General features: G+C 68.3%; 25 protein-coding genes, 2 tRNA genes and 1 other RNA gene. 8 read left to right on the top strand and 20 right to left on the bottom strand.

Annotation, left to right across the window (positions count from 1 at the left end; all coding sequences use genetic code 11):
• Positions 1–132: 132 nt before the first annotated feature.
• Positions 133–1,128, bottom strand: a complete 996-nt coding sequence (gene thiL / locus AA983_RS09240; protein WP_047311956.1) for a thiamine-phosphate kinase — start codon at positions 1,126–1,128, stop codon at positions 133–135.
• Positions 1,129–1,210: 82 nt separating this feature from the next.
• Here thiL and AA983_RS15660 point away from each other — a divergent pair, with 82 nt between their 5' ends.
• Positions 1,211–1,678: a DUF3515 domain-containing protein gene (locus AA983_RS15660; RefSeq protein WP_047311955.1), complete on the top strand. Its 468-nt coding sequence runs from the start codon at positions 1,211–1,213 to the stop codon at positions 1,676–1,678.
• A gap of 34 nt (positions 1,679–1,712) precedes the next feature.
• On the opposite strand, the gene AA983_RS09230 is transcribed toward AA983_RS15660, so the two are convergent.
• Entirely contained in the window at positions 1,713–2,834 is a 1,122-nt protein-coding gene (locus AA983_RS09230) for a D-alanine--D-alanine ligase family protein (RefSeq protein ID WP_047311954.1), read from the bottom strand.
• Positions 2,835–2,857: 23 nt separating this feature from the next.
• Here AA983_RS09230 and AA983_RS09225 point away from each other — a divergent pair, with 23 nt between their 5' ends.
• Complete coding sequence (locus tag AA983_RS09225) at positions 2,858–4,000, top strand: PLP-dependent aspartate aminotransferase family protein (protein WP_369798783.1); 1,143 nt, start codon at positions 2,858–2,860, stop codon at positions 3,998–4,000.
• Between the two features lie 19 nt (positions 4,001–4,019).
• On the opposite strand, the gene AA983_RS09220 is transcribed toward AA983_RS09225, so the two are convergent.
• Both AA983_RS09220 and AA983_RS09215 read right to left on the bottom strand, forming a co-directional pair.
• The gene (locus AA983_RS09220; RefSeq protein WP_047311952.1) at positions 4,020–5,021 is read right to left on the bottom strand and encodes an NAD(P)H-dependent glycerol-3-phosphate dehydrogenase; all 1,002 of its coding nucleotides are present in this window, start codon (positions 5,019–5,021) and stop codon (positions 4,020–4,022) included.
• The gene (locus AA983_RS09215) at positions 5,018–5,785 is read right to left on the bottom strand and encodes a 1-acyl-sn-glycerol-3-phosphate acyltransferase (protein ID WP_047311951.1); all 768 of its coding nucleotides are present in this window, start codon (positions 5,783–5,785) and stop codon (positions 5,018–5,020) included. The genes AA983_RS09220 and AA983_RS09215 overlap by 4 nt, the downstream gene beginning before the upstream one ends.
• Positions 5,786–5,929: 144 nt before the next feature.
• Here AA983_RS09215 and AA983_RS09210 point away from each other — a divergent pair, with 144 nt between their 5' ends.
• Positions 5,930–6,532 (top strand): hypothetical protein, encoded by a 603-nt coding sequence (locus tag AA983_RS09210; RefSeq protein WP_047311950.1) that lies wholly within the window; start codon positions 5,930–5,932, stop codon positions 6,530–6,532.
• A complete protein-coding gene (locus AA983_RS09205) occupies positions 6,529–6,756 on the top strand; it encodes a hypothetical protein (RefSeq protein WP_047311949.1) in 228 nt (75 codons plus the stop codon). The genes AA983_RS09210 and AA983_RS09205 overlap by 4 nt, the downstream gene beginning before the upstream one ends.
• A 79-nt stretch (positions 6,757–6,835) precedes the next feature.
• On the opposite strand, the gene AA983_RS09200 is transcribed toward AA983_RS09205, so the two are convergent.
• The 3 genes from AA983_RS09200 to leuC form a co-directional block, all read right to left on the bottom strand.
• Positions 6,836–7,162, bottom strand: coding sequence for an HU family DNA-binding protein (locus tag AA983_RS09200; protein WP_047311948.1), 327 nt, complete (start codon positions 7,160–7,162; stop codon positions 6,836–6,838).
• A 290-nt stretch (positions 7,163–7,452) separates the two neighbouring features.
• The gene (leuD, locus tag AA983_RS09195) at positions 7,453–8,046 is read right to left on the bottom strand and encodes a 3-isopropylmalate dehydratase small subunit (protein ID WP_047311947.1); all 594 of its coding nucleotides are present in this window, start codon (positions 8,044–8,046) and stop codon (positions 7,453–7,455) included.
• Between the two features lie 20 nt (positions 8,047–8,066).
• Positions 8,067–9,458 (bottom strand): 3-isopropylmalate dehydratase large subunit, encoded by a 1,392-nt coding sequence (leuC, locus tag AA983_RS09190; protein ID WP_047311946.1) that lies wholly within the window; start codon positions 9,456–9,458, stop codon positions 8,067–8,069.
• Between the two features lie 120 nt (positions 9,459–9,578).
• Between leuC and AA983_RS09185 the strand changes: the two genes are divergently transcribed.
• Entirely contained in the window at positions 9,579–10,337 is a 759-nt protein-coding gene (locus tag AA983_RS09185; RefSeq protein ID WP_047311945.1) for an IclR family transcriptional regulator, read from the top strand.
• A gap of 146 nt (positions 10,338–10,483) precedes the next feature.
• On the opposite strand, the gene AA983_RS09180 is transcribed toward AA983_RS09185, so the two are convergent.
• From AA983_RS09180 to clpS, 5 genes are all read right to left on the bottom strand, one after another.
• Positions 10,484–10,556, bottom strand: a tRNA-Glu gene (locus AA983_RS09180).
• A 122-nt stretch (positions 10,557–10,678) separates the two neighbouring features.
• Positions 10,679–10,750 (bottom strand) — tRNA-Gln (locus AA983_RS09175).
• 171 nt (positions 10,751–10,921) lie between these two features.
• Entirely contained in the window at positions 10,922–12,466 is a 1,545-nt protein-coding gene (gene gltX, locus AA983_RS09170; RefSeq protein ID WP_047311944.1) for a glutamate--tRNA ligase, read from the bottom strand.
• 30 nt (positions 12,467–12,496) lie between these two features.
• Positions 12,497–13,255 carry a DUF2017 family protein gene (locus AA983_RS14900; protein ID WP_052947043.1) on the bottom strand — a complete coding sequence of 253 codons (759 nt, stop codon included), beginning with the start codon at positions 13,253–13,255 and terminating at the stop codon, positions 12,497–12,499.
• Entirely contained in the window at positions 13,255–13,566 is a 312-nt protein-coding gene (gene clpS / locus AA983_RS09160; protein ID WP_047312197.1) for an ATP-dependent Clp protease adapter ClpS, read from the bottom strand. The genes AA983_RS14900 and clpS overlap by 1 nt, the downstream gene beginning before the upstream one ends.
• A 24-nt stretch (positions 13,567–13,590) precedes the next feature.
• Here clpS and AA983_RS09155 point away from each other — a divergent pair, with 24 nt between their 5' ends.
• Positions 13,591–14,904, top strand: a complete 1,314-nt coding sequence (locus AA983_RS09155) for a nicotinate phosphoribosyltransferase (protein ID WP_047311943.1) — start codon at positions 13,591–13,593, stop codon at positions 14,902–14,904.
• Positions 14,901–15,497, top strand: a complete 597-nt coding sequence (locus tag AA983_RS09150; RefSeq protein ID WP_047311942.1) for a nicotinamidase — start codon at positions 14,901–14,903, stop codon at positions 15,495–15,497. The genes AA983_RS09155 and AA983_RS09150 overlap by 4 nt, the downstream gene beginning before the upstream one ends.
• Before the next feature lie 70 nt (positions 15,498–15,567).
• Here the strand turns inward: AA983_RS09150 and AA983_RS09145 are convergent, their stop codons facing one another.
• From AA983_RS09145 to AA983_RS15940, 6 genes are all read right to left on the bottom strand, one after another.
• A complete protein-coding gene (locus AA983_RS09145) occupies positions 15,568–16,392 on the bottom strand; it encodes an RDD family protein (protein WP_047311941.1) in 825 nt (274 codons plus the stop codon).
• Between the two features lie 44 nt (positions 16,393–16,436).
• Positions 16,437–18,203: a DEAD/DEAH box helicase gene (locus AA983_RS09140; RefSeq protein WP_047311940.1), complete on the bottom strand. Its 1,767-nt coding sequence runs from the start codon at positions 18,201–18,203 to the stop codon at positions 16,437–16,439.
• An 85-nt stretch (positions 18,204–18,288) separates the two neighbouring features.
• A complete protein-coding gene (locus AA983_RS09135; RefSeq protein WP_047311939.1) occupies positions 18,289–19,449 on the bottom strand; it encodes an MFS transporter in 1,161 nt (386 codons plus the stop codon).
• 154 nt (positions 19,450–19,603) lie between these two features.
• A complete protein-coding gene (locus AA983_RS09130) occupies positions 19,604–19,939 on the bottom strand; it encodes a DUF3039 domain-containing protein (protein ID WP_047311938.1) in 336 nt (111 codons plus the stop codon).
• 68 nt (positions 19,940–20,007) lie between these two features.
• Entirely contained in the window at positions 20,008–20,580 is a 573-nt protein-coding gene (locus tag AA983_RS09125) for a YqgE/AlgH family protein (protein ID WP_047312196.1), read from the bottom strand.
• A gap of 108 nt (positions 20,581–20,688) precedes the next feature.
• The gene (locus tag AA983_RS15940; RefSeq protein WP_304413400.1) at positions 20,689–22,485 is read right to left on the bottom strand and encodes a DEAD/DEAH box helicase; all 1,797 of its coding nucleotides are present in this window, start codon (positions 22,483–22,485) and stop codon (positions 20,689–20,691) included.
• A gap of 21 nt (positions 22,486–22,506) precedes the next feature.
• Here AA983_RS15940 and AA983_RS15935 point away from each other — a divergent pair, with 21 nt between their 5' ends.
• Entirely contained in the window at positions 22,507–23,472 is a 966-nt protein-coding gene (locus tag AA983_RS15935; protein ID WP_156170319.1) for a hypothetical protein, read from the top strand.
• A gap of 289 nt (positions 23,473–23,761) precedes the next feature.
• Here AA983_RS15935 and AA983_RS09110 read toward each other — a convergent pair whose 3' ends face one another.
• Together AA983_RS09110 and ssrA are read right to left on the bottom strand one after the other, a co-directional pair.
• Positions 23,762–24,115, bottom strand: a complete 354-nt coding sequence (locus AA983_RS09110; RefSeq protein WP_129664445.1) for a VanZ family protein — start codon at positions 24,113–24,115, stop codon at positions 23,762–23,764.
• 362 nt (positions 24,116–24,477) lie between these two features.
• Positions 24,478–24,844, bottom strand: a transfer-messenger RNA (tmRNA) gene (gene ssrA, locus AA983_RS15195).
• Between the last annotated feature and the right edge of the window lie 231 nt (positions 24,845–25,075).

Raw genomic sequence — 25,075 nt, 5'->3', positions numbered from 1 at the left:
GCAAGGCTGGCTCCCGGTCTGAAGATTCTGTTTGACCGCCTGACGGTAGCCCACGGCCCCCTTCAGAGCCATGCAGACGGGCTCATCACAGAGGATTGCAATACGTTCGCAACAATCGGAGCAGTTCGCTCGTCAGCGAGCGCCGAAGTGCGTCCAGCCCTCCGTCTGCGCCGGCTCGCCGTCGAGCGTCACGCCCTGGCCGTCCTCGACACGGCCGACGACGTGCCATCCTGCCGGAACGCGCCCCTCCGGGCTTGTCGCGAGCAGGGCGTGTTCCTCACCGCCGGAGAGCGCACACTCGAGTGCCCGATCCCCCACCACCGGTTCGAGGGGGCGCGCCATCGCACGGAGCGCGTCACCGTCGAAGGCGAGGCGCACGCTCGACGCCCGCGCGATCCGTGCGGCGTCGAGCATCAGACCGTCGGAAACGTCCATCGCGCAGCGCACCCCCGCAGCAGCAGCTTCGTCACCCGCGTATCGCGGGCGCGGGGCACGATGCCACCCCACGCATTCCTGAGTCGCTGTCCCGGCTCTTTCCGAGGGCGCGACTTCACCGAGCAATACGAGCAGACCGGCGTGACTTCGCCCGAGGACGTCGGAGACGATGATCGACTCCCCCACTCGCGCGTTGGCACGCAGCAGCGGCTCGCGCCCCGCGGGCAGATCACCGAGGGCCGTGACCGCGATGGCGACCGTGCCGTCGGGCGCTCCCGAGAGGTCGCCGCCGAACGAACCGACCCCGGCACGCCGCAGTTCGTCGGCCATACCGCGCGTGAGGTCGACGAGCCAGTCGACTCGAGTGGCCCCCTCGGCAGCGAGGGCGACAACGACGCCGGTCGGACGCGCGCCCATCGCAACGACGTCGGCGAGGTTCTGCGCGATGACCTTGACCCCGACGTCCTGGGGCGACGACCAGTCGTCACGCCAGTCGAGGCCGAGCACCATGGAATCGGTCGTCACGACGGTGCGGCCAGTGCTCGTTGTGAGGACGGCGGCGTCGTCACCGGGCCCGACATCGGCCGCCGCGGGTTCGACCACGGCGAGGACGGACCTCAGCACGCCCAATTCACCGACGTCGTCGACGGTCGGGGCGTCGCCGCCCACTCTCGGCGTCCACACGTTCGTCACGGCCCCATTCAAGCAGGCCGGAACAGACCGCATCCGCGCCGCATCAGGCAGCGCGCAGCCACCGCCGGTAGCGTTGTCCACCATGACGACGCTCCGTTCCTTCAGCCTCTTCGTCGCCGGTTCGTCAGCCGTGTGGGCGCTCGCCGCGTGCTCGCTACCTCCGGTGGAGGCCAAGCCCGCGGATCGCGCGGACACCCCGCAGTGCAAGGCGGCCTCGAGCGCCTGGCCGGCGAAGGTGGCCGGTTTCGAGCCGTACCCCGTCACCACGCCGTCCGACGCGGTGCGCGCCTGGGGCGAACGGCCCGAGTCGTCCGTCATCGCGCGCTGTGGCCTCACCCCTCCCGGACCCACCACGGAGACGTGCTTCGAGGCGAACGGCGTCGACTGGGTGCAGTCCGACCTGTCGGACGGGCGTCGCTACACCACCTACGGCCGAGAACCGGCCATCGAGGTGCTCGTGCCGAAGGAGTCGAAGGCCGATGCCTCCACGCTCGCGGCTTTCGCGCCCGCAGCGAAGAAGATCGCCCAGGGCGAGCGGCGCTGCTCCTAGGCGATCTTCTGCGGGTTTCGAGGCTCAGCCGACGTCAGCGCAGCCCTGTGCGGCGCTCGCGCGCCAACTCGATGAGGTCGGTGATGAGCTCGGTGTAGCCGAGACCACTGGCGTTCCACACCTGCGGGAACATCGAGACCGGCGTGAAGCCCGGCAGCGTGTTGATCTCGTTGAGGTACAGCGTGCCCTCGGGCGTGTAGAACCAGTCGACGCGCGCGAGACCCTCGCAACCGGCGGCGTCGAACGCTGTGATCGACAGTTCCTTGATGCGGGCGGCGTCGTCGGCCGGGACGTCGGCCGGGCACGACAGGCGCAGCCCGTCGTCGTTGAGGTACTTGGCCTCGAAGTCGTAGAAGTCGTGCGCGCCGATCTCCTCGATCTCACCGAGTTCAGACGCTCGCGGCAGGTCGCTGCCGTGGCCTTCGAGCACGCCGCACTCGACCTCGCGGCCGACGATGCCCGCCTCGACGACGACCTTCGGGTCGCTCCGGCGTGCCATCTCGATGGCCGCCTCGAGCTCGTCCGGGCCGTTCACCTTCGAGATTCCGACCGACGAGCCCGCACGCGCGGGCTTGACGAAGACCGGCCAACCCAGCGACGCGACGGCGTCCATGGCTGCGGCCTTGTCGCGGCGCCACTCCTTGTCGGTGATGACGGTGTACGGCCCGACCGGCAGACCGGCGGCCGCGAAGACGACCTTCATCATGTGCTTGTCCATCATGACGGCCGACGCCGTCACGCCGGAGCCGACGTAGTGCAGGTCGGCCAGTTCGAGCAGCCCCTGCAGGGTGCCGTCCTCACCGAACGGGCCGTGCAGCAACGGCAGGACGACGTCGACCGAGGTGAGCGCCTCGGGGGTCTCGCCCGGCTCGAGCACAAGGATGTCGTGCTGCTCCGGCGACGGCGCGACGAGCACCTCCTTGCCGGAGCCGCTCTTCACCTCCGGAAGCTGCTTGTCCTTGATGGCGAGCGCCTCGACGTCGTCGGGCATGAGGACCCACTGACCGGTCTTCGTGATGCCGATCGGCACGACCTCGTAGCGGTCGCGATCGATCGCCGCGAGGACACCTGCGGCCGTGGCACACGAGATGGCGTGTTCGGAGGAGCGTCCACCGAAGACGACGGCGACGCGGGTGCGGGTCTGGGAAGTGCTCATCGTCTGTCACTCTAGCCGTCCACATGCCGCAACCTGCGAACCTCTCACCGACGAGCCGTGCCAGGCTCGACGTCATGACAGGCGATTTTTCTCGACCCCTCGCACCTGCGACCCGCCTCGTCGGTTCGGGCCGCCCCCCACGCTCCCCCGGCGCCTCGGTGAGTCCCGAACTGGCGATGACGTCGACGTACGTCGCGGGCGGCGACGTCAACTACGCGCGCGTCGGCAACCCGACCTGGAGCGCCTTCGAGACGACGCTCGCAGCGCTCGAGGGTGACGACTCCACTCGCGCGCTCGCGTTCGCCAGCGGGATGGGCGCCATCAGCGCCACACTGTCCCTCCTGCCGCACGGCGGAACGGTGCTCGCGCCGCGCCACTTCTACAACGGCACCTCAGGGCTGCTCGAGACGTGGGTTGCAAGCGGTCGCGCTCGCCTCGTCCGCATCGATCTGTCCGACACCTCGGCCGTGGAACGAGCCCTGACGGACGGCGTCGACGTCGTGTGGATCGAGTCCCCCGCGAACCCGACGCTCGAGACCTGCGACGTCGCCGCCGTGACGAGGTGCGCGCACGCCGCGGGCGCTCTCGTCGTCGAGGACAACACGTTCAACACCCCGCTCGGCCGCCGTCCGCTCGACGACGGGGTCGACGTCGTCGTCCACTCGGTGACGAAGTACCTCGCCGGACACAGCGATGTCCTCCTCGGCGCGGCGGTGACGAACGATTCCTCACTCGCCGAACGACTGCTCACGGCGCGCACCCTCGGTGGCGCGATCCCCGGGCCGTCCGAGACGTGGCTCGCGCTGCGGGGCATGCGCACGCTCCATCTGCGCTGGGAGCGGGCCTGCGCGAACGCGGCCGAACTGGCCGCGCGCCTGGAGCAGCACCCGAACGTCGTCCGTGTCCGCTACCCCGGCACCGGAGCCATGATCGCCGTCGAGGTGGACGGCGGCCAGTCGGCAGCGAGCGCCGTCGAGGACGCCGTCGACGTGTGGCTGCCCGCAACGAGCCTGGGCGGCGTCGAGTCGATGCTGGAGCGCCGCCGTCGCCACGCCCTCGAGCCCGAGAGCGTGCCGGAAAACCTCCTGCGGCTCTCCGTCGGTGTCGAGGACGTCGACGACCTGTGGCGTGACCTCGACGCCGCCCTCACAAGATCCAGCGCCTGAGTCCGACCAACCTCGAGCCTCAGACGCGCTCGCTCTTGCGCGAACGCGACATGAGGGCGCGGACCATCTCGTCGGGCGTCCAACCCTCGTGGAGGATGGCGTGGACGCCTTCGACGATCGGCATGTCGACGTGGACGCTACGCGCCAGCTCGAGGATCGAGCGGCACGACTTGACGCCTTCGGCGGTCTGGTTGGTCGCGGCAGTGATCTCCTCGACCGTCTTGCCCTCCGACAGCGCGAGGCCGAACTGGTGGTTTCGCGACAGACGTGAGCTGCAGGTGGCCATCATGTCGCCCACGCCGGCGAGACCGAGGAACGTCTGCGGGTCGGCTCCCAGCGCGACACCGAGACGCGCCGTCTCGGCAAGTCCGCGGGTCAGCAGAGTGGCCGTCGAGTTCTCCCCCATACCCAGGCCGTGCGCCATGCCCACGCTCAGGGCGATGACGTTCTTCACCGCGCCGGCGATCTCGGTACCCACGACGTCGGCGTTGGTGTACGGCCGGAAGTACGGCGCCGCGCAGGCTTCCGCCACCTTCGAACGCACTCCGTGACGTGACGCGGCGACGACGGCCGCCGCGGGCTGCTTGTCGGCGACCTCCTTGGCCAGGTTCGGCCCCGAGACGACGACCACCTGGTCGGCGGGAACCTCCGCGACCTCTTCCATGACCTCGGTCATCCGCTTGAGGGTTCCGAGCTCGATGCCCTTCATCAGCGACACGAGCGGCGCGCCGTCCGGGATGTGTTCGCGCCAACCCTCGAGGTTCTCGCGCAACGTCTGCGACGGCACCGCGAGAACGAGGATGTCGGAGCCGTCCATCGCCTCTGCGACATCACTCGTGACATGCACACGGTCGGGCAGGCGCAGGCTCGGCAGGTAGTCGTCGTTGACGCGGGTCGTCTCGATGGCTTCGGCGAGTTCGGGGCGTCTGCTCCACATCGTGACGTCAGTGCCCGCGTCCGCCATCACCGCGGCGAACGCCGTTCCCCAACTTCCCGATCCCATGACCGTGGCCTTGGTCATCGTGCGCCTTCCGTTCGACTCGAGCGCGATCGCACGCGCGGGTTGTCCAGTGGTGTCGTCGTCGGGGACTCGCCCCGGATCTCGACGAGAAGCTCCGTGATGGCCGCCATGACCCGAGCTGTTGCCTCGGTGAGCACCTCGGCGTCGAGTGGCCGCGCTCGCAGGTCGTCGAGGTCGACGGGCGGCCCGGCACTCACCGTGACGTCGTGGCGGCGAACCACTGCGCTCGGCAGCGACTTCAGGGCGTTGCGCGTTGGGGGCAGGATCCGCTCGGGACCCCACATGGCGACGGGCACCAGCGGACACCCGGTCGTCAGCGCAATGCGAGCGGCCCCTGACTTTCCGGCCATGGGCCACAGGTCGGGGTCGCGCGTGAGCGTTCCCTCGGGCAGGAGGCAGACGATCTTGCCCGACTCCACGGCGTCGACGGCAGCGGAGAAGCTGTCAGCGGCCCGCGCTGTGCCTCGGTGGACGGGGATCTGGCCGGCACGCTTGAGAAGCGGCCCCAGGACGGGCGTCGCGAAGACCTCGGCCTTGCCGAGAAAGTGCGGCAGACGCCCTGCGTGCAGGAGGAAACGACCCAGGACGAAGGGGTCGGAGTAGCTCAGGTGATTGCCCGCGATGACAGCCGCGCCGTGGTCGGGCACGTGCTCGGCACCGCGCCAGGTCTCCCGCAACCACGGCGAGATCCCGGGCGCGACGACACCCGTGATGAATCGCACGACACCGTTGCGTTCACTCTCGTCGAGCGAAACGTCGGACATGGGCACCTCCTGGCTCGTGCGCAACTCTAGCCGCGGGCCGGTCCGAGGGCGGGCCGGAGCTCCGAGTCGTCGGCCACCGACCGCAGAAACACACCGGACGGTCCTCCTGGGCATTCGTCCGCGAAATCTGCGAGCATTCAAACCGTGCAGAACCGATCGTCCACCTGGAGCATCGTCCTCGCGTTCAGCGACGGTCGAAGCCTCGTCGCGCCCCGCACCGTCGACCCCGTCGCGTGGGCTCGAGCGAGCGCCCTCGACACGATCGACGCCGTGAGCGCTGCCGTCGAACCTGCCAACCTTCTCGTCCTCAGCGATGACGAGGCCGTGCGAACCGGCGCGACGGAAGCAGGGGCTCACGCACGCGAACAGGGCCGCGATCTCAACGCCGCACTGACTGCGGCGCTCGCCGATTGGGTCAGGTCCCATCCCGAGCGCTCCGGCGCCGTGTTGCTCGGCCCGCTCCCCTACGCCGACGGCGACACGATCAGCGCTCTGCTGCGTGCTTGTGCCGCTACCGAGTCCGCAGTCGTGGTCTCCGACGACGGCGGCTCCGTCGCCATCAGCCACCACGACCCCGCACGGCTGGCTCCCCGTTTCGGTGGCTCGAGCGCCGGACGTCACCAACGCGTCGCCGTGAGTGTCGGATCGCACTTGACGGACGATCTCGCGCGCCACGTCGTCGAGGGTCGTGAACCCGTCGGCTCACGCACCGCAGCCCTCGAACGCTCGACGACGAAGGGAGCATGAGCATCGTGCAGGAACAGGCGAGCGTCCACCGCTTCGATTTCGAAACACTCACCGGCGAGGTCATCACCGACAACGGCCGGGTGCTGGCCTTCTCCACCGAGGCGTTCATGCGCAGCAGCCTGCGCTCGCTCCGTGTCGGTCAACGCCTCAACGTCGACATGGGCCCCGACGGTATTCGCCGACTGTGGATCGATGGAATCGGCGCCGGACAAACCATCCGCTGACCTCGACCGGAGTACTGGGAGAACGAAAGAAGGACCCCGAGACCAAGCCGGTCTCGGGGTCCTTCTTCGCTGTCAACGCTCAGCGCGAGGCGCTGGCACGTCCACCCGCATTACCGGTACGCGGAAGCTTGTCCGGGTCCGCAGTGACGACCTTGAAATTGGTGCCGGGGGTGAACTTCGGCACGGCGGTGGCGTCGATGTGGACAGCCTCGCCCGTACGCGGATTGCGGCCGGTGCGCGCGGCGCGATCGACGCGCTCGAACGTTCCGAACCCCGTGATGCCGACCTTGTTCCCCGCTGCGACCTCACGGATGATGACGTCGACGACCGCCTCGACAGCCTCCAGTGCCGCCCTCTTGCTCCCGAGTCGCTCCTCGAGACGGTCGACAAGGTCTGCCTTGTTCATTCCTCCACCCTTCACTGGCGTGCATTGCCCCGCGAAACCTCGCAATGCGCAGATATATCGATCAAATTACCCACAAGGGTGGAGCATCGTCCATCCGACGCGTGCTAATCGAACGCCGCTTCACGCGAGCGCGAAGACCCGGACTGCCGCACCATTCCGCGGTAGAAGGTGAAGAATCGCCGACATCGTTGAGTGTGAACGTGATTCGCGAACTGTGCAAGACCTCACACTCGATTTGCCGCGCAACTTCCTTGTCGCAGACCGCTACTACCGGGATTCTTCGATCTCACCTATCGGACGCTCGTCGTCGGCTTCCAGGCCGGACGCTGAGCTTCGAACCGCTCGATGTCGCCCTCGTGACGCAGGGTCAGCGAGATGTCGTCGAGGCCCTCCATGAGGCGCCAGCGGATGTAGTCGTCCACCTCGAACGGCACGACGAGTTCGCCTGCTGTGATGGTTCGCGACTCCAGATCGACCGAGATCTGAGCGCCCGGCTCGTTCTCGAGGTACTTCCAGAGCAGTTCGACATCCCCTTGCTCGACCTGGGCCGTGAGCAAGCCCGCCTTGCCCGAGTTGCCTCGGAAAATGTCGGCAAAGCGCGAACTGATGACGACCCGGAAGCCGTAGTCCATGAGTGCCCACACGGCGTGCTCACGCGAAGAGCCCGTACCGAAGTCGGGGCCCGCCACGAGAACGGACGCGTCGCGGAAAGCGTCCTGGTTGAGGACGAACGACTCGTCCTTGCGCCAGGCCGAGAACAGGCCGTCCTCGAAGCCCGTGCGCGTCACGCGCTTCAGGTACACGGCGGGGATGATCTGGTCGGTGTCGACGTTGCTCCGGCGCAGCGGGGCGCCGACGCCCGTGTGGTTGATGAATCGCTCCATGGCAGTTTCCTCCTCGGTGCTCACAGATCGCCGGGCTCGGCGAGGGTGCCCGCGACGGCGGTGGCGGCGGCGACCTGGGGGCTGACCAGGTGCGTACGACCGCCCTTGCCCTGACGCCCTTCGAAGTTGCGGTTCGAGGTCGACGCGCTGCGCTCCCCCGGCTGCAGTTGGTCGGGGTTCATCCCCAGACACATCGAGCAACCGGCCAGACGCCACTCGGCACCGGCCTCGGTGAAGACCTTGTCGAGCCCCTCGGCCTCGGCGTCGAGGCGCACTCGCGCGGAGCCGGGCACCACGAGCATCGTCACGGAGTCCGCCACCTTGCGGCCCTTGATGACCTCCGCGGCGGCGCGCAGATCCTCGATGCGGCCGTTCGTACACGAACCGAGGAACACCGTGTCGACGCTGATCTCCTTGAGCGGCTGCCCCGGCGTCAGGCCCATGTACTCGAGGGCGCTGGAGGCGGCGGCCTTCGCCGAGTCGTCACCGAACGACTCCGGGTCGGGAACGTTCGCCGAGAGCGGGAGACCCTGACCGGGGTTGGTGCCCCACGTGACGTACGGCGACAGCGAGGCCGCGTCGATCGTCACCTCGGCGTCGAACTGCGCGTCGTCATCGGTGCGAAGCTTCTTCCACTCCTCGACGGCGGCGTCCCACTCCTCACCGGCCGGCGCGTACTCGCGGCCCTCGAGGTAGGCGAACGTCGTCTCGTCGGGAGCGATCATGCCTGCGCGGGCGCCGGCCTCGATCGACATGTTGCAGATCGTCATCCGCGCTTCCATCGACAGGCCCTCGATGGCCTCGCCGCGGTACTCGAGCACATAACCCTGGCCTCCCCCCGTGCCGATCTCGGCGATGACGGCGAGGATGATGTCCTTCGCGCTCACACCCTCGGGCAGCGCACCGTCGACGTTGATCGCCATCGTGCGGAACGGCTTGAGCGGAAGCGTCTGCGTGGCGAGCACGTGCTCGACCTCGCTCGTGCCGATGCCGAAGGCCAGGGCGCCGAACGCGCCGTGAGTGGAGGTGTGGCTGTCGCCGCACACGATCGTCGCGCCGGGCTGCGTCAGGCCGAGCTGCGGGCCGATGATGTGCACGATGCCCTGCTGGGCGTCACCCATCGGGAACAGGCGGACGCCGAACTCCTCACAGTTCTTGCGCAGCGTTTCGACCTGCGTGCGACTCACCGGGTCGGAGATGGGGCCCGGCGTCGTGGGGACGTTGTGGTCCTCCGTCGCGAGCGTCAGATCGGTGCGCCGCACGGCGCGTCCCGCGAGACGAAGGCCGTCGAACGCCTGCGGACTCGTCACCTCGTGAAGCAGGTGAAGATCGATGAAAAGCAGATCGGGTTCGCCTTCGGCGCTGCGCACGACGTGCTGCTGCCACACCTTCTCGGCCAGCGTTTTCCCCACGCGTCCTCCTTCGAATCACCGGGCCGTCCGACCCGCGAGACAAATGCCGTTGCTCAAGCGTTACGCTTTCTGCAGGCCTTTGAACTTGCGTCTCGCGTCATGAGACTGCAATATCAGAACATGGACAACTCTAGTGGAGTCGGCGTTCTCGACAAGGCTGCGATCGTGCTTTCGGCGCTCGAAGCCGGTCCGTCCACCCTGGCTCAGCTCGTGGCGGCCACCGGCCTGGCCCGCCCCACCGCTCACCGCCTGGCCGTGGCTCTCGAACACCACCGCCTCGTCGCACGCGACATGCAGGGTCGCTTCGTGCTCGGCCCGCGCCTCGTCGAACTCGCTTCCGCGGCGGGTGAGGATCGCCTCCTCGCCGCCGCCGGCCCGGTTCTCGGGGCTCTGCGTGACCACACGAACGAGAGTGCGCAGCTCTTCCGCCGTCAGGGCGACCAGCGCATCTGCGTCGCCGCCGCGGACCGCCCCATGGGTTTGCGCGACTCGATTCCCGTCGGCGCGACCCTGTCCATGCAGGCCGGTTCGGCAGCCCAGGTGCTTCTCGCGTGGGAGGAGCCCGACCGCCTGCACCGCGGCCTCCAGGGCTCGAAGTTCACCGCCACGATGCTCTCCGGCGTCCGCCGTCGCGGCTGGGCCCAGTCGGTGAGCGAGCGGGAGCAGGGCGTCGCGTCGGTCTCCGCGCCCGTTCGCTCCCCCAGCGGCCACGTCATCGCGGCCGTGTCGATCTCGGGCCCCGTGGAGCGCGTCTCCCGCCAGCCCGGCCGCCTGCACGCCGCCACGGTCGTCGCCGGCGCCAACAAGCTCACGGAGGTCTTGGCTCGCGCCGCCGCTCAGCAGACGAGCCAAGTCACGCCACCTGCTCCGCGCTCCTGAACCCAAGCCTGCAATAGGGCACGACAAAGGGCACCTTTCTCACGACAAATCATGAGAAAGGCGCCCTTTGTTCGCGCGAAGAAAGAATTGCACCTACAGACAAAGAATCCCCGTCACTTGCGTGACGAGGATTCTTTGTCTCAATGTAGCCCCGACGGGATTCGAACCCGCGCTACCGCCTTGAGAGGGCGGCGTGCTAGGCCACTACACAACGGGGCCCTGGCCTGCCTGATGCCTTGCGGCTTTCAGCAGCGAGGAAAACTCTAACCGAAGTTGTCGATTTCCCGAAATCACTCGACGAGCGCGCGATCGAGATCGCCATTCTGCGCCAGTGATTTGCGCTGGGGTACCAGGACTCGAACCTAGAACAAATGAACCAGAATCATCCGTGTTGCCAATTACACCATACCCCAAGGGGGTTTCAGCGAACGCGCGCCCCGGCCTTGTGGGCCTCGGCCTTCGTTCCCCGAACCGAGTGAAAACTTTACCGAACGTTGGCCCAGGCGCCAAATCGGCGCCCGGTGCCGCTCCCCCGCTCCGGCCCGACCCATCGAGGGGCGGGGCCGGAGCGGGCTACGGCAACGTCAGAGCGTGGCGCGCAGAGCCTTGAGGCGCTCCATCGTCGAGTGCTTGCCCAGGATCTCCATGGACTCGAACAGCGGCGGCGAGATGCGCTGACCGGAGACCGCCGTGCGCAGCGGACCGAACGCGAACTTCGGCTTGATACCGAGCCCCTCGACGATCGCTTCACGCAGCGCCGCCTCGATGCGCTCGTGCGTCCACTCGACGTCGCTTCCGTCGGGCTTGCCGAGCGAGCCGGAGATCGGCTCGAGCGCCTCGATGGCGGCGTCGATGACCTGCGGAGCCGTCTCCTTGAGCTGCGCGCGGGCGTCGTCCGCGATGGGAAGCTCGTCGTCCTTGCAGAAGAACGGCGCCACGAGGGCCGTGGCCTCCGACAGCAGGTTGATGCGTGTCTGGATCTGCTCGGCGACGAGGTTGAGACGCCCGAGCTCCGGCAGCGACGGCTGCTCCGACAGCACGCCGTCCTTGACGAGGAACGGCAACAGACGCGTGGCGAACTCGCGCGTCGGCAACTCGCGGATGTAGTGGCCGTTGAGCCAGTTGAGCTTGTCGAGGTTGAAGATCGGCCCGACGGTGTTGACCTTGCTCCACTCGAAGTTCTTGCTGAACTCCTCGAACGTGAAGACCTCGCGCTCCGAACCGTCCGTCTCTATGACGGGTGGGTAGCCCAGCAGGGCGAGGAAGTTGAGCAGAGCTTCGGGGAGGTAGCCCTGCTCCTTGAACCACGTCAGGCGTGCCCAGGGGCTCTTGCGCTTGGAGATCTTCGCCTTCTTCTCGTCGCGCAGCAGCGGCATGTGCGCGAACTTCGGCGGCTCCAGGCCGAGGCCCTGGTAGAGCAGGATGTGCTTCGGCGTGGAACTGATCCACTCCTCGCCGCGCACGACGTGGGTGATGGCCATCTCGTGGTCGTCGACGACGACGGCGAGGTGGTAGGTCGGGAAGCCGTCTGCCTTGAGGATGACCTGGTCGTCCGGGCGGGGAGCCTTGACCTCCCCGCGGATGAGGTCGGTGAAGGTGAGCGGGGCGTCGTCCGGCACGAACATGCGCACGACGGGGTTGTCGCTGAATCCCGGCTCCTTGGAACGCTCTTCGCGCGTCTTGCCGTAGCAAATGCGGTCGTATCCGGTGGGCAGCTTCTGCTTCTGCTGGAACTCGCGCATCTCCGCCAGGCGCTCGCTCGTGCAGTAGCAGTAGTACGCCTTACCCTCGTCGAGAAGCTTCTGGACGTACGGCTTGTACGTGTCGAGGCGCTCACTCTGACGGTAGGGCGCATACGGGCCGCCCTTGTCCGGGCCCTCGTCCCACGTCAGGCCGAGCCATTCGAGTGTGTCGAAGATCTGCTGCTCGGAGTCGGCCTGGAAACGGGCGCGGTCGGTATCCTCGATGCGCAGGACGAACTTGCCGCCCTGCTGGCGCGCGAACGCCAGGTCGAACATCGCCATGTAGGCGGTGCCGACGTGCGGATCTCCGGTCGGGGACGGGGCGACGCGGAGGCGGACCTCGTCGGGCGTCGCGGGCTCGATGGTTGCAGCAGTCTTCTCGCTCATGATGCTCCCATCGTAGTGGTCGCCCCGGAGTCAGGCCCTGCGCATGACCGCCAGGGTCAGCGATTCCGACATCCACGTGAGGAAGTCGTAGTACGCGGCGAGGAGATCCTCGGGCGAGTTCGGTGCGTCCTCACGCTCCACCTGGCGCGACAGCGCCTCGGCGTCCTCATCGGTACGCAGGCCGAGGCGTTCGGCGAGTACCAGCCGGACGTCGGTCAGAGCCATCATCATGGCGCGCGCCGACGCTTCGTCGAGGACGACCTCACGGGAACCGTCACTCAACCCGTCCTGCAGGTTGTCGTCGCTCCCCTCTCGTTTCCCGGCATCGTCCCGCTCATCCCGGGCGGCCGGGTCGTTCGCGCGCTCGTAGACGTCGTCGGCGATAGCTGCGGCCTGCTCCTCGTCGACGAAACCCTCCTCGAGGGCGCGCATCGCGATGTCGAGGTTGCGCAGCTTCCCGTCGCGCAGTGTCGATTCGGTGAGACGGCGAAACTCCGATGCCGCAGCGTCGTCGTCCTTGACGCCGTCGGGCAGCAGTCGACGTAGGGCCGGGTCCCGCGGCGCCTCCCGCTCGGCCATCGAACGGCTGAGGGCTGCGAAGAGGTCGTCGTGGGTGTCGCCGTCACTCGGCGCGCCCTTCTCGTCCGTCTCCCCCGCGTCCTCGCTGCCATCCGACAGGAGCACACTCGTCTGGTACATGAGCTCGATGACGAGCGATCGCTCCACGTCCTCGAGGAAACCGATGATGCGAGCGCCGTCGTCCGGGTCGCGGGTGAACGCCTGAGCCATCAGCCCTCCTGCTGGTAGGTCGCCCACAGGCTGTAGCCGTGCATGGCGATCGTGTCGGCCTCCATCCGCTCGCGCGAGCCCTTGCTCACGACGGCGCGGCCCTCGGTGTGAACCTGCATCATGAGCCGCTCGGCCTCGGCCTCGGAGTAGCCGAAGTAATCCTGGAAGACGAAGCTGACGTAACTCATGAGGTTGACGGGGTCGTTCCACACGAGCGTGACCCACGCGCGTTCACCGCTCTCGTGCGGTTCGCTGCGGGTCAACTGCTCGGTCAGCTCGTCGAAATCGATGTCAGGGGGCGCGATCGACACGCCCTCCACTCTAGAGTTCTTCACGTGACTTCCAACATCTCGCCCTCGACGGCCCTGTTGACCGACCACTACGAGCTCACGATGCTCCAGGCGGCGCTGCGTTCCGGCGCGGCCGAGCGCCGCAGCGTCTTCGAGGTCTTCGCTCGCAGGCTGCCCGACGGCCGCCGGTACGGCGTCGTGGCAGGAACCGGACGCTTCCTCGAGGCCCTCAAGAACTTCCGCTTCACCGACGCGGAGATCGACGACCTGCGCGAGCGGGACGTCGTCGACGAAAGCACGCTCGAATGGCTCGCCGACTACCGCTTCTCCGGTGACATCTACGGCTACCTCGAAGGCGAGTGCTACTTCCCCGGGTCGCCCCTTCTCGTCGTGGAGTCGACGTTCGCCGAGGGCGTCCTGCTCGAGACCCTCGCCCTGTCGATCCTCAACCACGACTCAGCCGTTGCCGCAGCGGCCTCCCGCATGACGTCGGCCGCAGCGGGCCGCCCCTGCATCGAGATGGGCTCGCGGCGCACCCACGAGGAGGCCGCCGTGGCCGCCGCGCGTGCGGCCTACGTCGCGGGCTTCGCCACCTCGTCCAACCTTGAGGCCGGGCGGCGCTTCGACGTACCGACCGCCGGCACGTCGGCCCACGCCTTCACGTTGCTGCACGACGACGAGCGCGAGGCCTTCACCGCGCAGGTCGAATCGCTCGGCAAGAACACGACGCTGCTCGTCGACACCTACGACGTGACGAACGCCGTGAACATCGCCGTCGAGGTTGCCGGGACGGAGCTCGGTGGCGTCCGCCTCGACTCGGGCGACCTGCTCGTCCAGGCCCGCGAGGTACGCGCCCAGCTGGACTCGCTCGGCGCGAAGAACACGAAGATCGTCGTGACGAGCGACCTCGACGAGTACGCGATCGCCGCCCTGGCGGCCGGCCCGGTCGACGCTTACGGCGTGGGCACCTCGCTGGTCACCGGCTCCGGCGCCCCGACGGCCGGCATGGTCTACAAACTGGTCCAGCACTCCGACGACAACGGCGAGATGATCGACGTCGCGAAGAAGAGCAAGGACAAGATCTCCGTCGGCGGGCGCAAGTGGGCACTTCGTCGCCGCAACACCGAAGGGGTGGCCGAGGCCGAGATCATCGGCATCGGCACGAAGCCTCAGGACGACGGCGACGACCGCGAGATGCTCGTGCAGCTCGTCCAGGGCGGCGAGGTCATCGTTGCCACCGACGCGAAGACGGCCCGCGAGACCCACGAGCGCTCCCGCGCGGAACTGCCCGCCACGGTGCACCAGATGTCGCGTGGCGAAGCCGTCATCCCGACGCGTTACGAGGGGCGAGGCGTATGAGCGACACCGGCCGCGCCCTCGTCGTCGTCGACGTGCAGAACGACTTCTGCGAAGGCGGCTCTCTGGCCGTGGCCGGCGGCGCCGGTGTGGCGGAGGCGATCGCGGATTACGTGGCGCTCTCGTCCTACGACACGCTCGTCGCCACGCAGGACTGGCACGTCGACCCGGGCTCTCACTGGAGCGAGACACCCGACTACCGCGACACCTGGCCCGTGCACTGCGAGGTCGGCACGCCCGGCGCCGAACTGCACCCCGCGCTCGAACCGGTCGAGGATCGCTTCGACGCTCGCTTCCGCAAGGGCCAGTTCGAGGCTGCCTACTCCGGTTTCGAGGGCCACGACGACCTCGACGGCAAGGGCCAGGGCCTGGCCACGTGGTTGCGGGGCGCAGGCGTGGGTGAGGTCGACATCGTCGGCATCGCCACGGATCACTGCGTGCGCGCAACCGCGCTCGACGCCGCGCGGGAAGGTTTTCGCATCCGCGTCCTGCTCGGAATGACGGCGGGCGTCGCGCAGGAGACCACCGACGCCGCGCTTGAGGAGTTGCGCACGGCCGGCGTCGAACTGGTCGGCACACCCGTGGTCAACGGCTGACCGTCGGAACATTGACGAAGGGCGGCTTCCCGGTGAGGAGCCGCCCTTCGTCAATGAGGTGTGTACGTCGTCAGCGAGTGCGACGAACCTCGCTCTTGACCGCGAGGTCGTGAAGCCCCTGACGCTTGGCGTTGCTCAGAGCCCAGAGGATGATGAGCGCCTGGAGGAATCCAGCGACGCCGGAGAAGATCGCGACGAGAGCGAGCGCGTCCGGGCCCCACTTCATGAGCGCGCGCAAAGCCGCCCGTCCGAGCGGCAGACGCTCCTTGTCCCCCTGGGCCGTCCCCGCGGGGACCACGGTGATGCCGAGCGCGCGCTTTCCGACGGTGGCGCCGCCGGCGAAGTGCGTCATGAGCACCTCGTACACGAACAGTGCCGCGACGAGCGCACCCGCGAGCGCGAGCGGCGGCGTCATGAGGTCGGCCGGGATGGTCGGCATCTGCTCGCCCGCGGACGCCGCGGACATGAACCTGTCGACGTACTCCTGCATCTGCGTCATCCAGTCGCCGAGAAACGGCAGGACGACGAGCGACACCGGCAGCGAGACGATCAGCCTGTCGAGGAAGGTCGCGAGGATGCGGCGGATGAGCCCCGAGGGCTGTCCGACGGTGTTACCGAACGGCGCCGTGCCCGGCTGGGAGCCCTGGAACTGCGGGCCGTGGAACTCGTCGCGGCGCCCCGACTGCTCGGGGCCCCAGTGCGCGGGGTAGGTGCGCGGTTCACCGTCACGGCGTGGCGGCTCCACGACGTGCTGAACGGGCCGGGCCTCACCGACGTGGTCGAGACCGGGGCGCAGCTTCGGCATGGTGCGGTCGCTCCACAGAATGCCGTCCCAGTAGCGAAGCTGGGTGTCGTCGTCGGGGTCGTCGTACCAGCCGGAGGGGCGCTCGTTCATGCCCCTAGCCTAGGTGTCGCAGGAGCCTGCGCCGGACGCACCGTCTAGCGACGTCCGACGAACCACCGTCGGATGAGCTCGATCCGAGCGCTCACCTGCTCCGACGAGGCGCGGTCAAGCGTCGGCCCGCCGCACTGCTGACGCAGGTCGTTGTGGATGACGGCGTGGGGCTGACCGCTCTTGCGCGCGTACTGCGCGACGAGCCCGTTGAGCTCCTTGCGCTGGTTGGCGAGGGCTCGGTGGGCGGCCACCGGCTCGTCGTCCCGGCGCTTGCGGCCGGACTTCACGAGCTTGTCCTGACGCTGTCGCAGCAGTTTGGAGACCTGATCGGGCTCGAGAAGCCCCGGCAGACCGAGGTACTCCTGTTCGTCCTCGGTGCTGACCTCGAAGCCCATGCCGAACTGCTCTGCGTCGAAGAGGACGTGATCGAACTCCGCTTCGGATTCGAGGGCTTCGAACGAGCCGTCGTCGAGCAGGTCGCCGGAGGCCTTCTCCTCGCGGTTGGCCGCGGTGAGCAGGCCCTCCTCCTCGGACCACATGGCGTCCTCGGGGCTCTCCCCCGGCCTGCTCGGCCGGTCGAGAGCGTGATCGCGCTGTTCCTCGAGACGTGCTGCGTGTTCGAGGATGATCGGCACGGTAGGCAGGAAGACCGACGCCGTCTCGCCCCGCTTACGAGCGCGCACGAAGCGGCCGACGGCCTGCGCAAAGAACAGCGGCGTCGAGGTGGAGGTGGCGTAGACCCCTACGCACAGACGCGGAACGTCGACACCCTCGGAGACCATGCGCACCGCGACCATCCACCGCTCGTCGCTCTTCGCAAAGTCCTCGATGCGGGAGCTGGCCCCGAGATCGTCGGACAGGACGACGGTGGGCTTGGAGCCCGTGATCGCCTCGAGGGTTCGCGCGTACGCCCGTGCCGCGGTCTGATTGGAGGCGATGACCAGCCCACCGGCATCGGGCACGTGGCGGCGCACCTCTGACAGGCGTTTGTCGGCAGCCTGGAGAACTGACGGGATCCAGGCGCCGTTGGGGTCAAGGGCCGTGCGCCACGCACCGGCGACGGCGTCCTTCGTCATGGGGGTGCCGAGACGCGCGGCGATCTCGTCGCCCGCTCGGGTGCGCCACCGCATGTTGCCGCCGTAGGCGAGGAAGAGCACCGGCCGCACCACGCCGTCCGCGAGTGCCTCCGCGTAGCCGTAAGCGTAGTCGCTCGCGCTGCGCCGAATGCCTGCAGCGTCGTGTTCGTAGCGCACGAACGGGATGGGGCTGGTGTCGCTGCGGAACGGTGTTCCGGTGAGGCAGACGCGTCGAGTGGCGCCCTCGAACGCGACGCGCAGAGCATCACCCCAGCTCTTGTTGTCACCGCCGTGGTGCACCTCGTCGAGGATGACGAGCGTGCGCGTGCGCAGCGTGCGGATGCGGTGCACCTCGGGGTTGCTCGCCACGCCCTGGTAGGTGAGCGCGACACCGTGGTAGTCGGAGGCCTCGTCGACCTGGCGGTTGGTGAACTTGGGGTCGATCTGAATGCCGACGCGGGCAGCGGCGTCCGCCCACTGCGTCTTGAGGTGCTCGGTGGGCGCGACGATGGTGACGCTGTCGACGATGCCACGCCCGAGCAGCTCCGTGGCGAGGCGCAGCGCGAAGGTGGTCTTACCGGCACCCGGCGTTGCGACGGCGAGGAAATCGCGCGGGTTGGTCTCGAGGTAGCGCTGGAGCGCGCCGGCCTGCCAGGCACGCAGTTTCCCGGCCGTACCCCAGGCTGCCCGCTCCGGAAAGGCGGGTGACAGATGCTCTGCAGCCGAAGTACTCATAGGCCGCCAAGTCTACCGGCGACCACCGACAGCCCGGACGCCTCCGAGGGTGGCTCCGACCACGCCGCCGAGCCCGAACGAGCCCTCAGCGAAAGGACCGCGCCAGCGGTGCCAGGAAGAGGACGAGCACCATGGGGATGGCGAATCCGTAGCGCAGCGAGTCGTTGCCGACGGCACCGGTCATCACGGCGCCGAGGATGCCACCGAGGTAGTTGAACTGGTTGAACCGGGCGATGATCGCGTCCACCTTGGCGCGCACGGCCTCGGGCTCGGACAAGGTCTGCTCACGCGCGATCTTGGCCGCTGCGGAGAAGGCGAGAGGTGCCACCGCCGAGAGGCCCAGGCCGGCCACGGTGAAGCCGAGCACAGCGATGAGCGGGTGGGGCGCGAAGACCACCACGCCCAACCCGGCGGCACCGACGAAGGCCGCGGAGCGCACGAGATTGGCGGCGCCGAAGTGTTCTGCGAGGCGGTCACCGGAGGCGCGCCCCACGAGAGACGCGACGAGGTACGGCAACGTCGCCACGGCCACGAGCGCCGCGCCCGAACCGAAGACGTGGTGGAGGTAGCTCGGGCCCCAGGTCGTGGCGGCGGTGTCGACCATGTAGAAGAGCACCATCGCGATCCCGACGGGCAGGATGCGACGCCACGGCACCTTGGAGCCGTCGTCACCGATCGGGGTCACGGGGCCGGCACCGCGCACGTACGGCGCAGCGACCAGAGCGAGCGGCACGAGAACTCCGGCAACCGCGACGGCCTCGAAACTCCAGTTCTTCGTGAGGAGCGCGAGCACCGTGGCTGCCACGCCACCGCACGTCCACGCGGCGTGGAACGTGGGCATGATCGTGCGCCCGTAGGAGTGCTCGAGACCGACACCCTGCATGTTGGTGCCCGCGTCGGCGAGGCCGAGGGCGATGCCGTAGGTGCTCATCCCGACAGCCAGGAGCGCCACGGACGGCGCCGCCGCCATCGCGGGGACACTGAACACGACGAGCGCGAAGCCCAGACGCAGCGCCAGAGCACTTCCCCGTCGCGGTGCAATGCGCTCACCGAGGAGGGAACCCACGCCTGCACAGAGGACGAGCGCCAACATGAGGAGCGAGAAGTCCCCCGGGCTGAGGTCGAACCGCTCCTGAAGCCGCGGCAGCTTCGTCGTGAGCAGGATGAAGACGAACCCCTGACCGGCGAAGGCAGCCGCGACCGCGGCGCGACGTCGACCGAGATCGGCTCGGGTGACGGAACTCATACGCGGATGGTGCCACGCCGCCACCGCACTCGCGCGCAGTTGGTCGCATGTTCGAGACTCTGCCCACGCCTCGGACGGCGCTCACTCGTCAGGTCAGTGTCGACGAGAAAACACCAGCGGCCACAGCGTGGGTGTCCGCTGGTGGAAGCGTTGTCTACTCGCCGCCGTCCTGCGGTGCTCGAAGGCCCTGGTAGATCTCCTTACAGGTCGGGCAGACCGGGAACTTCTCGGGGTCGCGCCCCGGCACCCAGACCTTGCCGCACAGGGCGACAACCGGCTCACCCGAAAGCGCCGACTCCATGATCTTCTCCTTGCGCACGTAGTGCGCGAAGCGTTCGTGGTCGCCGGGCTCGGAGAGCTGGTGCTGCGTCTCTTCGCGTTCGAGCACGGCCGTCGACGTGCCCGGTCCGCCGAGTCCGCCCGGGTTTCCGGGGTCGCTCTGCGGCGCGTTCGGGTCGTCGATCGAGGAGTTCGTGACTGGGGCGCTCATGGCCGCCAGTCTAGACCTGGCATGCAGGCACCACGGCGAAGTGCGTCCCGGCTCCCGGGGGCTCCAACTCAGTTGAGCGAGGGATCGTCCGGGAAGGTGGCCATGAGATTGAGCGGGAACGGCTGGCGCCTCACGACTCGCTGCCACAGCGTGTCCGGATCGTCGTCGAACAGGTCGCCGATCTCGTAGTCGGCCACGAACCACCAGTCATCGGCGAGTTCGGTGTCGAGCTGCCCGGCCTCCCAGCCGGCCGAACCGGCGAAGACGCGCATGCCAGCTAGCTGAGCTGCCACGAGGGCCGGTGGAGCGTCGAGGTCGACGAGCGAGAGGGATCCGAACAGACGGGTCGTGCCGAGCACCTCGTCGCGGCCCGGAACGTTGGCCAGGGCGATGGCCCGGTCGAGACCGACAGGACCACCTTGGAAGAGACGGTCCGGTGAAGACACGACGTCCTGCCATCCGGGAAGCACCGAATCCACGCCGGCTTCCAACGGATAGTCGAGGACGAGTCCCTGCGCGCCCTCATCATCGTGGTGCAGGACGAAGACGACGCTGCGCGTGAACAGGTCGCCCTCGTCGCCGTCGTGCGGACGCGGCACGGCGACGAGCAGACGTCCCGTCAATGAACTCACGACGCCCATTGTGGGCCACGCACGCGGGTGGAGCGAGCCCTGCCCAGAGTCGCAGAACGGGCTCGACCCCGCCCGCACGAAGCGGACGGGGTCGAGCAACAGCACTGACGACTGCGATCAGTCGCGGCCTCCGCGGAAGCCACCACGGTCGCCGCCGAAGTTCTGACGACGGTTCTGGCGCTCGAAGCCGCCGTCGATGTCGTCACGGTAGCTGCCACGGCGATCGTCGCGCTCGCCCCGGTAGCCACCGCGGCCACCACGATCGTCACGGTCACCGAAGCGTCCACGACCACCACGGTCATATCCGCCGCGACCGCCACGGTCGTAACCGCCCCGGCCACCGCGGTCGTATCCGCCGCGTCCACCACGGTCGTAGCCACCACGGCCACCGCGTCCCCCGCGGTCGTTGCGCGGCGAGAGCACGCGGCGCAGGTCGTCCTCGGAGATCGAGCGGCCCTCGGGCGTCGAACCACCGGCGGCGACGATGACGTCGTCACCCGGGCGGGCCTTGACGAGGCTGGTGTCGACACCGGCCTCGTCGAGCAGACGCTGCATCGAGCGACGCTGGTGCGGCAAGGCGAGGGTCACGACGGTGCCCTTCTCGCCCGCACGCGCCGTGCGACCGGCACGGTGCAGGTAGTCCTTGTGGTCGGCCGGCGGGTCGACCTGGAGGACGACGCCCACCTCGTCGACGTGGATGCCGCGAGCTGCGACGTCCGTGGCGACGAGCACCGGCACGCGGCCGTCCTTGAAGGCGGACAGTACGCGGTTGCGCTGGCCCTGGTTGAGGCCACCGTGCAGCGCAGCCGCCATGACGCCCTGCTCACGCAGTTCGTCGGCGACGCGGTCGGCGCCCATCTTGGTGCGGACGAAGACGACGGTGCGTCCCTCGCGGTTGGCCACCTCGGCCGTGACGACCTTCTTGTCGCGCGGCTCGATGATGAGCGCATGGTGCGCCATCGTCGTGACGGTGGCGGTGCCGTCGTCGGTCGAGTGCGTCACCGGGTCGACGAGGTACTTGTCGACGATCTTGTCGATGCCGCGGTCGAGCGTCGCGGAGAACAGCAGACGCTGACCGCCCTCGGGCACGAGGTCGAGGATCTCGGTGATGGCCTCAAGGAAGCCCATTTCGGCCATGTGGTCGGCCTCGTCGAGCACTGCGATCTCGACGCGGGAGAGGTCGGCCGCACCGCGCTCGATGAGGTCGGAGAGACGACCCGGGGTGGCGATGAGAACGTCGACACCGCGCTCGAGGGCCGACAGCTGCGGCTCGTACGGCATACCGCCGGCAACGAGCTTGTGCTTGAGGCCCACGACGTGAACGAGCGGCTGCAGCGCGTCGCTCACCTGCATGGCGAGTTCACGCGTCGGCACGAGAACAACGGCGCGCGGCATGTGGGCGCGGGCCGGGCCGCCCTCGGCGAGGCGCGTCAGCATCGGCAGACCGAAGCCGAGCGTCTTGCCCGAACCGGTACGGCCGCGGCCGAGCACGTCCTTGCCGGCGAGGGCGTCCGGAATCGTGGCGGCCTGGATCGGGAACGGCTTCGTGATGCCGTCGCGCGCCATGCGCTCCACCAGAGCGTTGGGCAGACCGAGGTCGGCGAAGGTGCGTTCGTCGACGGGCTCCGCGTCGGCTGCAGCGGCGTCGATGTCTGCCTCAGCGGTCGGCTCGGCGTCCTCGCCCGGCACGACGATCGGCGCCTCGTCGGTGGGCTCGCCGCCGACGGGGTTCATCTCATCCGTGGCGTCGATGTTGTCGACGGCCTCGGCGTGGTTCTGCTCGCCTTCGGTGCCGGGCACCTCGGAGTCGACGACACCGGCATCGCGCACCGGGGTCTCGAACTGCGCCGACGCAGCCTGCTCGTCGATGTTGGCCGTCGCGAGCTCGTCGCCGGTCGTCACGTTCTCGCTCACGGCGTCGTCGCGAAGGGTCTCGTGGCGGAAGGGACGGTCGGGGCGCCCGTGGCGCTCTCCCTGGCGGTTGAAACCGCGGTCGCCGCGGTCATCGCGGCGGGCGAAGCCACCGTCACGGCGGCCACCGAAGTCACGGCCACCACGGTCATCACGGTTGAAGCCACGGTCGTCACGGCGAGCGAAACCGCCATCGCGACCGCCCCGCTCGTCACGGTTGAAACCACCACGACGCTCGTCACGGCCCTCGAAACCGCCGTCACGACGGCCACCGAAGTCACGACCACCACGGTCGTCACGGTTGAAACCACCGGAACGACCACCACGGTCGTCACGACGCGCGAAACCGCCATCGCGACCGCCACGGTCGTCACGGTTGAAACCACCACGACGCTCGTCGCGACCCTGGAAACCGCCCTCTCGGCGACCACCGAAGTCACGACCACCACGGTCGTCACGGTTGAAACCACCGCGTCGCTCGTCACGCTCGTCGCGGCGCTGGAAACCACCGTCACGACGGCCACCGAAGTCACGACCACCACGGTCATCACGGTTGAAACCACCACGACGCTCGTCGCGACCCTGGAAACCACCGTCACGGCGACCACCGAAGTCACGACCACCACGGTCATCACGGTTGAAACCACCGGAACGACCACCACGGTCATCACGACGCGCGAAGCCACCATCGCGACCGCCCCGCTCGTCACGGTTGAAACCACCGCGTCGCTCGTCACGCTCGTCGCGGCGCTGGAAACCACCGTCACGACGGCCACCGAAGTCACGACCACCACGGTCATCACGGTTGAAACCACCACGACGCTCGTCGCGACCCTGGAAACCACCGTCACGGCGGCCACCGAAGTCACGGCCGCCGCGCTCGTCGCGGTTGAAGCCGCCCTCACGGCGGCCGTTGGACTCGTTGCGCGCGCTCGTGCGGCGCGCTCCCTGCTTGTCGGCGTGCGACCAGCGGGGCTTCTTGTTACCTGAATTGTTGGGCTTGGGAGCCATGAGTTCACTCACTCTCGGTTGCAAAGCACCGAAGATGAACACGCGGGCGCACCCCGTCTAAGAATGGGGGTGTCGCGATCTGTTGCGTGCCAGGTGGGTCGGCGCTGTTTCGTGGGATCTCGGCGCTCACACACACGTCGTCACCCGAAGTGCGACGCTCGTAAAACGGGCCTACTCTCACCACCACGCGCCGTCACAGGGAGTAGCTGTGCAACGCGCTCAAACCGAAAGCAAACCATCTGAACGCAAGATCAATGGTGGAGTAAGTCTACCGGACGCCGCGGCCGCGCCAGACCGCGAAGAGGCCCACAGCGGCCACGATTCCCGTGATGTCCGCCACGATGTCGCGCCAATCCGGGTCGCGATCGACCACGGGAAGCCCCTGGAGCAGTTCGCTGATCGGGGCGTAGGCGGCGAGGAGCACCGGGAGCCACGGCAGGCCTGCGACAAGGGCGAGGATCGCCACTCCCCCGAACATCCCCGCATGTGCCACCTTGTCCACGCCGACGGGCAACGATCCCTCACCCGAAGCCGGCAGATAGAGCAACAGACTCTGAAGAGCGACGGCTGCGGGCAACAGCACCCTTGCCGTTGCGCGGACGACTCTCGTGGGCGCTCGCATCGGACCAGTATGGGTGACGCGGGATCCGACCCGTGCGTCCGGTATCGCCCAGGAGCGGCACCGGACGCACGGGTCACGACGTACACCGCCGCGCCATCCGGGGTCACTGCCCCCTGGCGCTGCCGAAGCCGAACGTGCGAAGGCTGCCGTGCCTTGATCCGCGAAATCAATACCGGACGGACGACGCCGAGATCCTCCAACTCTCATCCTTGCGGTGCGGAGACTTCCTCCGGTCAGGAAGGTTGCACGCAGGGACGGACGTGAACCGCCATCGAGCAGAAGAGAAGCCGACGCGCACATGAAAGCGCCGCAGTCCGGACGAACCGGACTGCGGCGTGGCCACAGCGGAACAGCTGATGGGGTGGTGGAGATGGGGGGAATTGAACCCCCGTCCATCGACGGCGATCCAGGGCTTCTCCGGGCGCAGTGCGTATGAGGATTTTCTCGGCCCCACGGCTGGTACGCACACATTCCGTGACAGGCCCAGTCGAGTAAGAGTCCCGCAGCGCCCCTCGACATGACGCTGCAGCAAGTTCTCTAGCTGATGCCAGACACTGAGTCGAGAACTAGCTCAGGCTGACAGACTTCGGGCTCGCTCAGGCGGCGAGGGCGAAGTCGGTGCGCTTGGAATCGGCACCTATTGGTTTGCAGAGGGCGTTAACGAGATAACTCTGCATCCTCGGCCCGCTTCCCCTGGGACGGCGACCGATGTCGAAACCGATCATCCCCATGAGTAGCTGTTCGCGCTGTGGAGTTGTGTGCGGCGTCTCGCACCGCGAAGCACCACTGTAGCCATCAACGAGCGACGTCGCGACTTCATTCCGCAGCGCTGGCTCCGGCTCGCAAATGACGCACACGCCTGGGTTCACAGCTCGAGGGTGAACAGCAGCGCAGCGTCGTTGTCCGCGATTGGGGACCCGCGCTCCGCCCGCGGCGGGAGTGCACCTCTGCGGCAGACCG

The sequence above is a fragment of the Dermacoccus sp. PE3 genome (assembly GCF_001021715.1).
Classification (GTDB): domain Bacteria; phylum Actinomycetota; class Actinomycetes; order Actinomycetales; family Dermatophilaceae; genus Dermacoccus; species Dermacoccus abyssi.
This window is presented reverse-complemented; position numbering and strand designations above follow the sequence as displayed.

Bases quoted from the DNA above. Each gene is read 5' to 3' on its own strand.
- AA983_RS09225 (WP_369798783.1), top strand. From the start codon at position 2,858: ATGCCGCAACCTGCGAACCTCTCACCGACGAGCCGTGCCAGGCTCGAC.
- AA983_RS09185 (WP_047311945.1), top strand. From the start codon at position 9,579: ATGGACAACTCTAGTGGAGTCGGCGTTCTCGACAAGGCTGCGATCGTG.
- AA983_RS09130 (WP_047311938.1), bottom strand. From the start codon at position 19,939: ATGAGCGCCCCAGTCACGAACTCCTCGATCGACGACCCGAACGCGCCG.
- AA983_RS09205 (WP_047311949.1), top strand. From the start codon at position 6,529: ATGAGCATCGTGCAGGAACAGGCGAGCGTCCACCGCTTCGATTTCGAA.
- AA983_RS09230 (WP_047311954.1), bottom strand. From the start codon at position 2,834: ATGAGCACTTCCCAGACCCGCACCCGCGTCGCCGTCGTCTTCGGTGGA.
- AA983_RS09125 (WP_047312196.1), bottom strand. From the start codon at position 20,580: ATGGGCGTCGTGAGTTCATTGACGGGACGTCTGCTCGTCGCCGTGCCG.
- AA983_RS09220 (WP_047311952.1), bottom strand. From the start codon at position 5,021: ATGACCAAGGCCACGGTCATGGGATCGGGAAGTTGGGGAACGGCGTTC.
- AA983_RS09150 (WP_047311942.1), top strand. From the start codon at position 14,901: ATGAGCGACACCGGCCGCGCCCTCGTCGTCGTCGACGTGCAGAACGAC.
- AA983_RS15660 (WP_047311955.1), top strand. From the start codon at position 1,211: ATGACGACGCTCCGTTCCTTCAGCCTCTTCGTCGCCGGTTCGTCAGCC.
- leuD (WP_047311947.1), bottom strand. From the start codon at position 8,046: ATGGAGCGATTCATCAACCACACGGGCGTCGGCGCCCCGCTGCGCCGG.
- AA983_RS09215 (WP_047311951.1), bottom strand. From the start codon at position 5,785: ATGTCCGACGTTTCGCTCGACGAGAGTGAACGCAACGGTGTCGTGCGA.
- AA983_RS09110 (WP_129664445.1), bottom strand. From the start codon at position 24,115: ATGCGAGCGCCCACGAGAGTCGTCCGCGCAACGGCAAGGGTGCTGTTG.
- AA983_RS09200 (WP_047311948.1), bottom strand. From the start codon at position 7,162: ATGAACAAGGCAGACCTTGTCGACCGTCTCGAGGAGCGACTCGGGAGC.
- AA983_RS09140 (WP_047311940.1), bottom strand. From the start codon at position 18,203: ATGAGTACTTCGGCTGCAGAGCATCTGTCACCCGCCTTTCCGGAGCGG.
- AA983_RS09135 (WP_047311939.1), bottom strand. From the start codon at position 19,449: ATGAGTTCCGTCACCCGAGCCGATCTCGGTCGACGTCGCGCCGCGGTC.
- gltX (WP_047311944.1), bottom strand. From the start codon at position 12,466: ATGAGCGAGAAGACTGCTGCAACCATCGAGCCCGCGACGCCCGACGAG.
- AA983_RS14900 (WP_052947043.1), bottom strand. From the start codon at position 13,255: ATGGCTCAGGCGTTCACCCGCGACCCGGACGACGGCGCTCGCATCATC.
- AA983_RS09145 (WP_047311941.1), bottom strand. From the start codon at position 16,392: ATGAACGAGCGCCCCTCCGGCTGGTACGACGACCCCGACGACGACACC.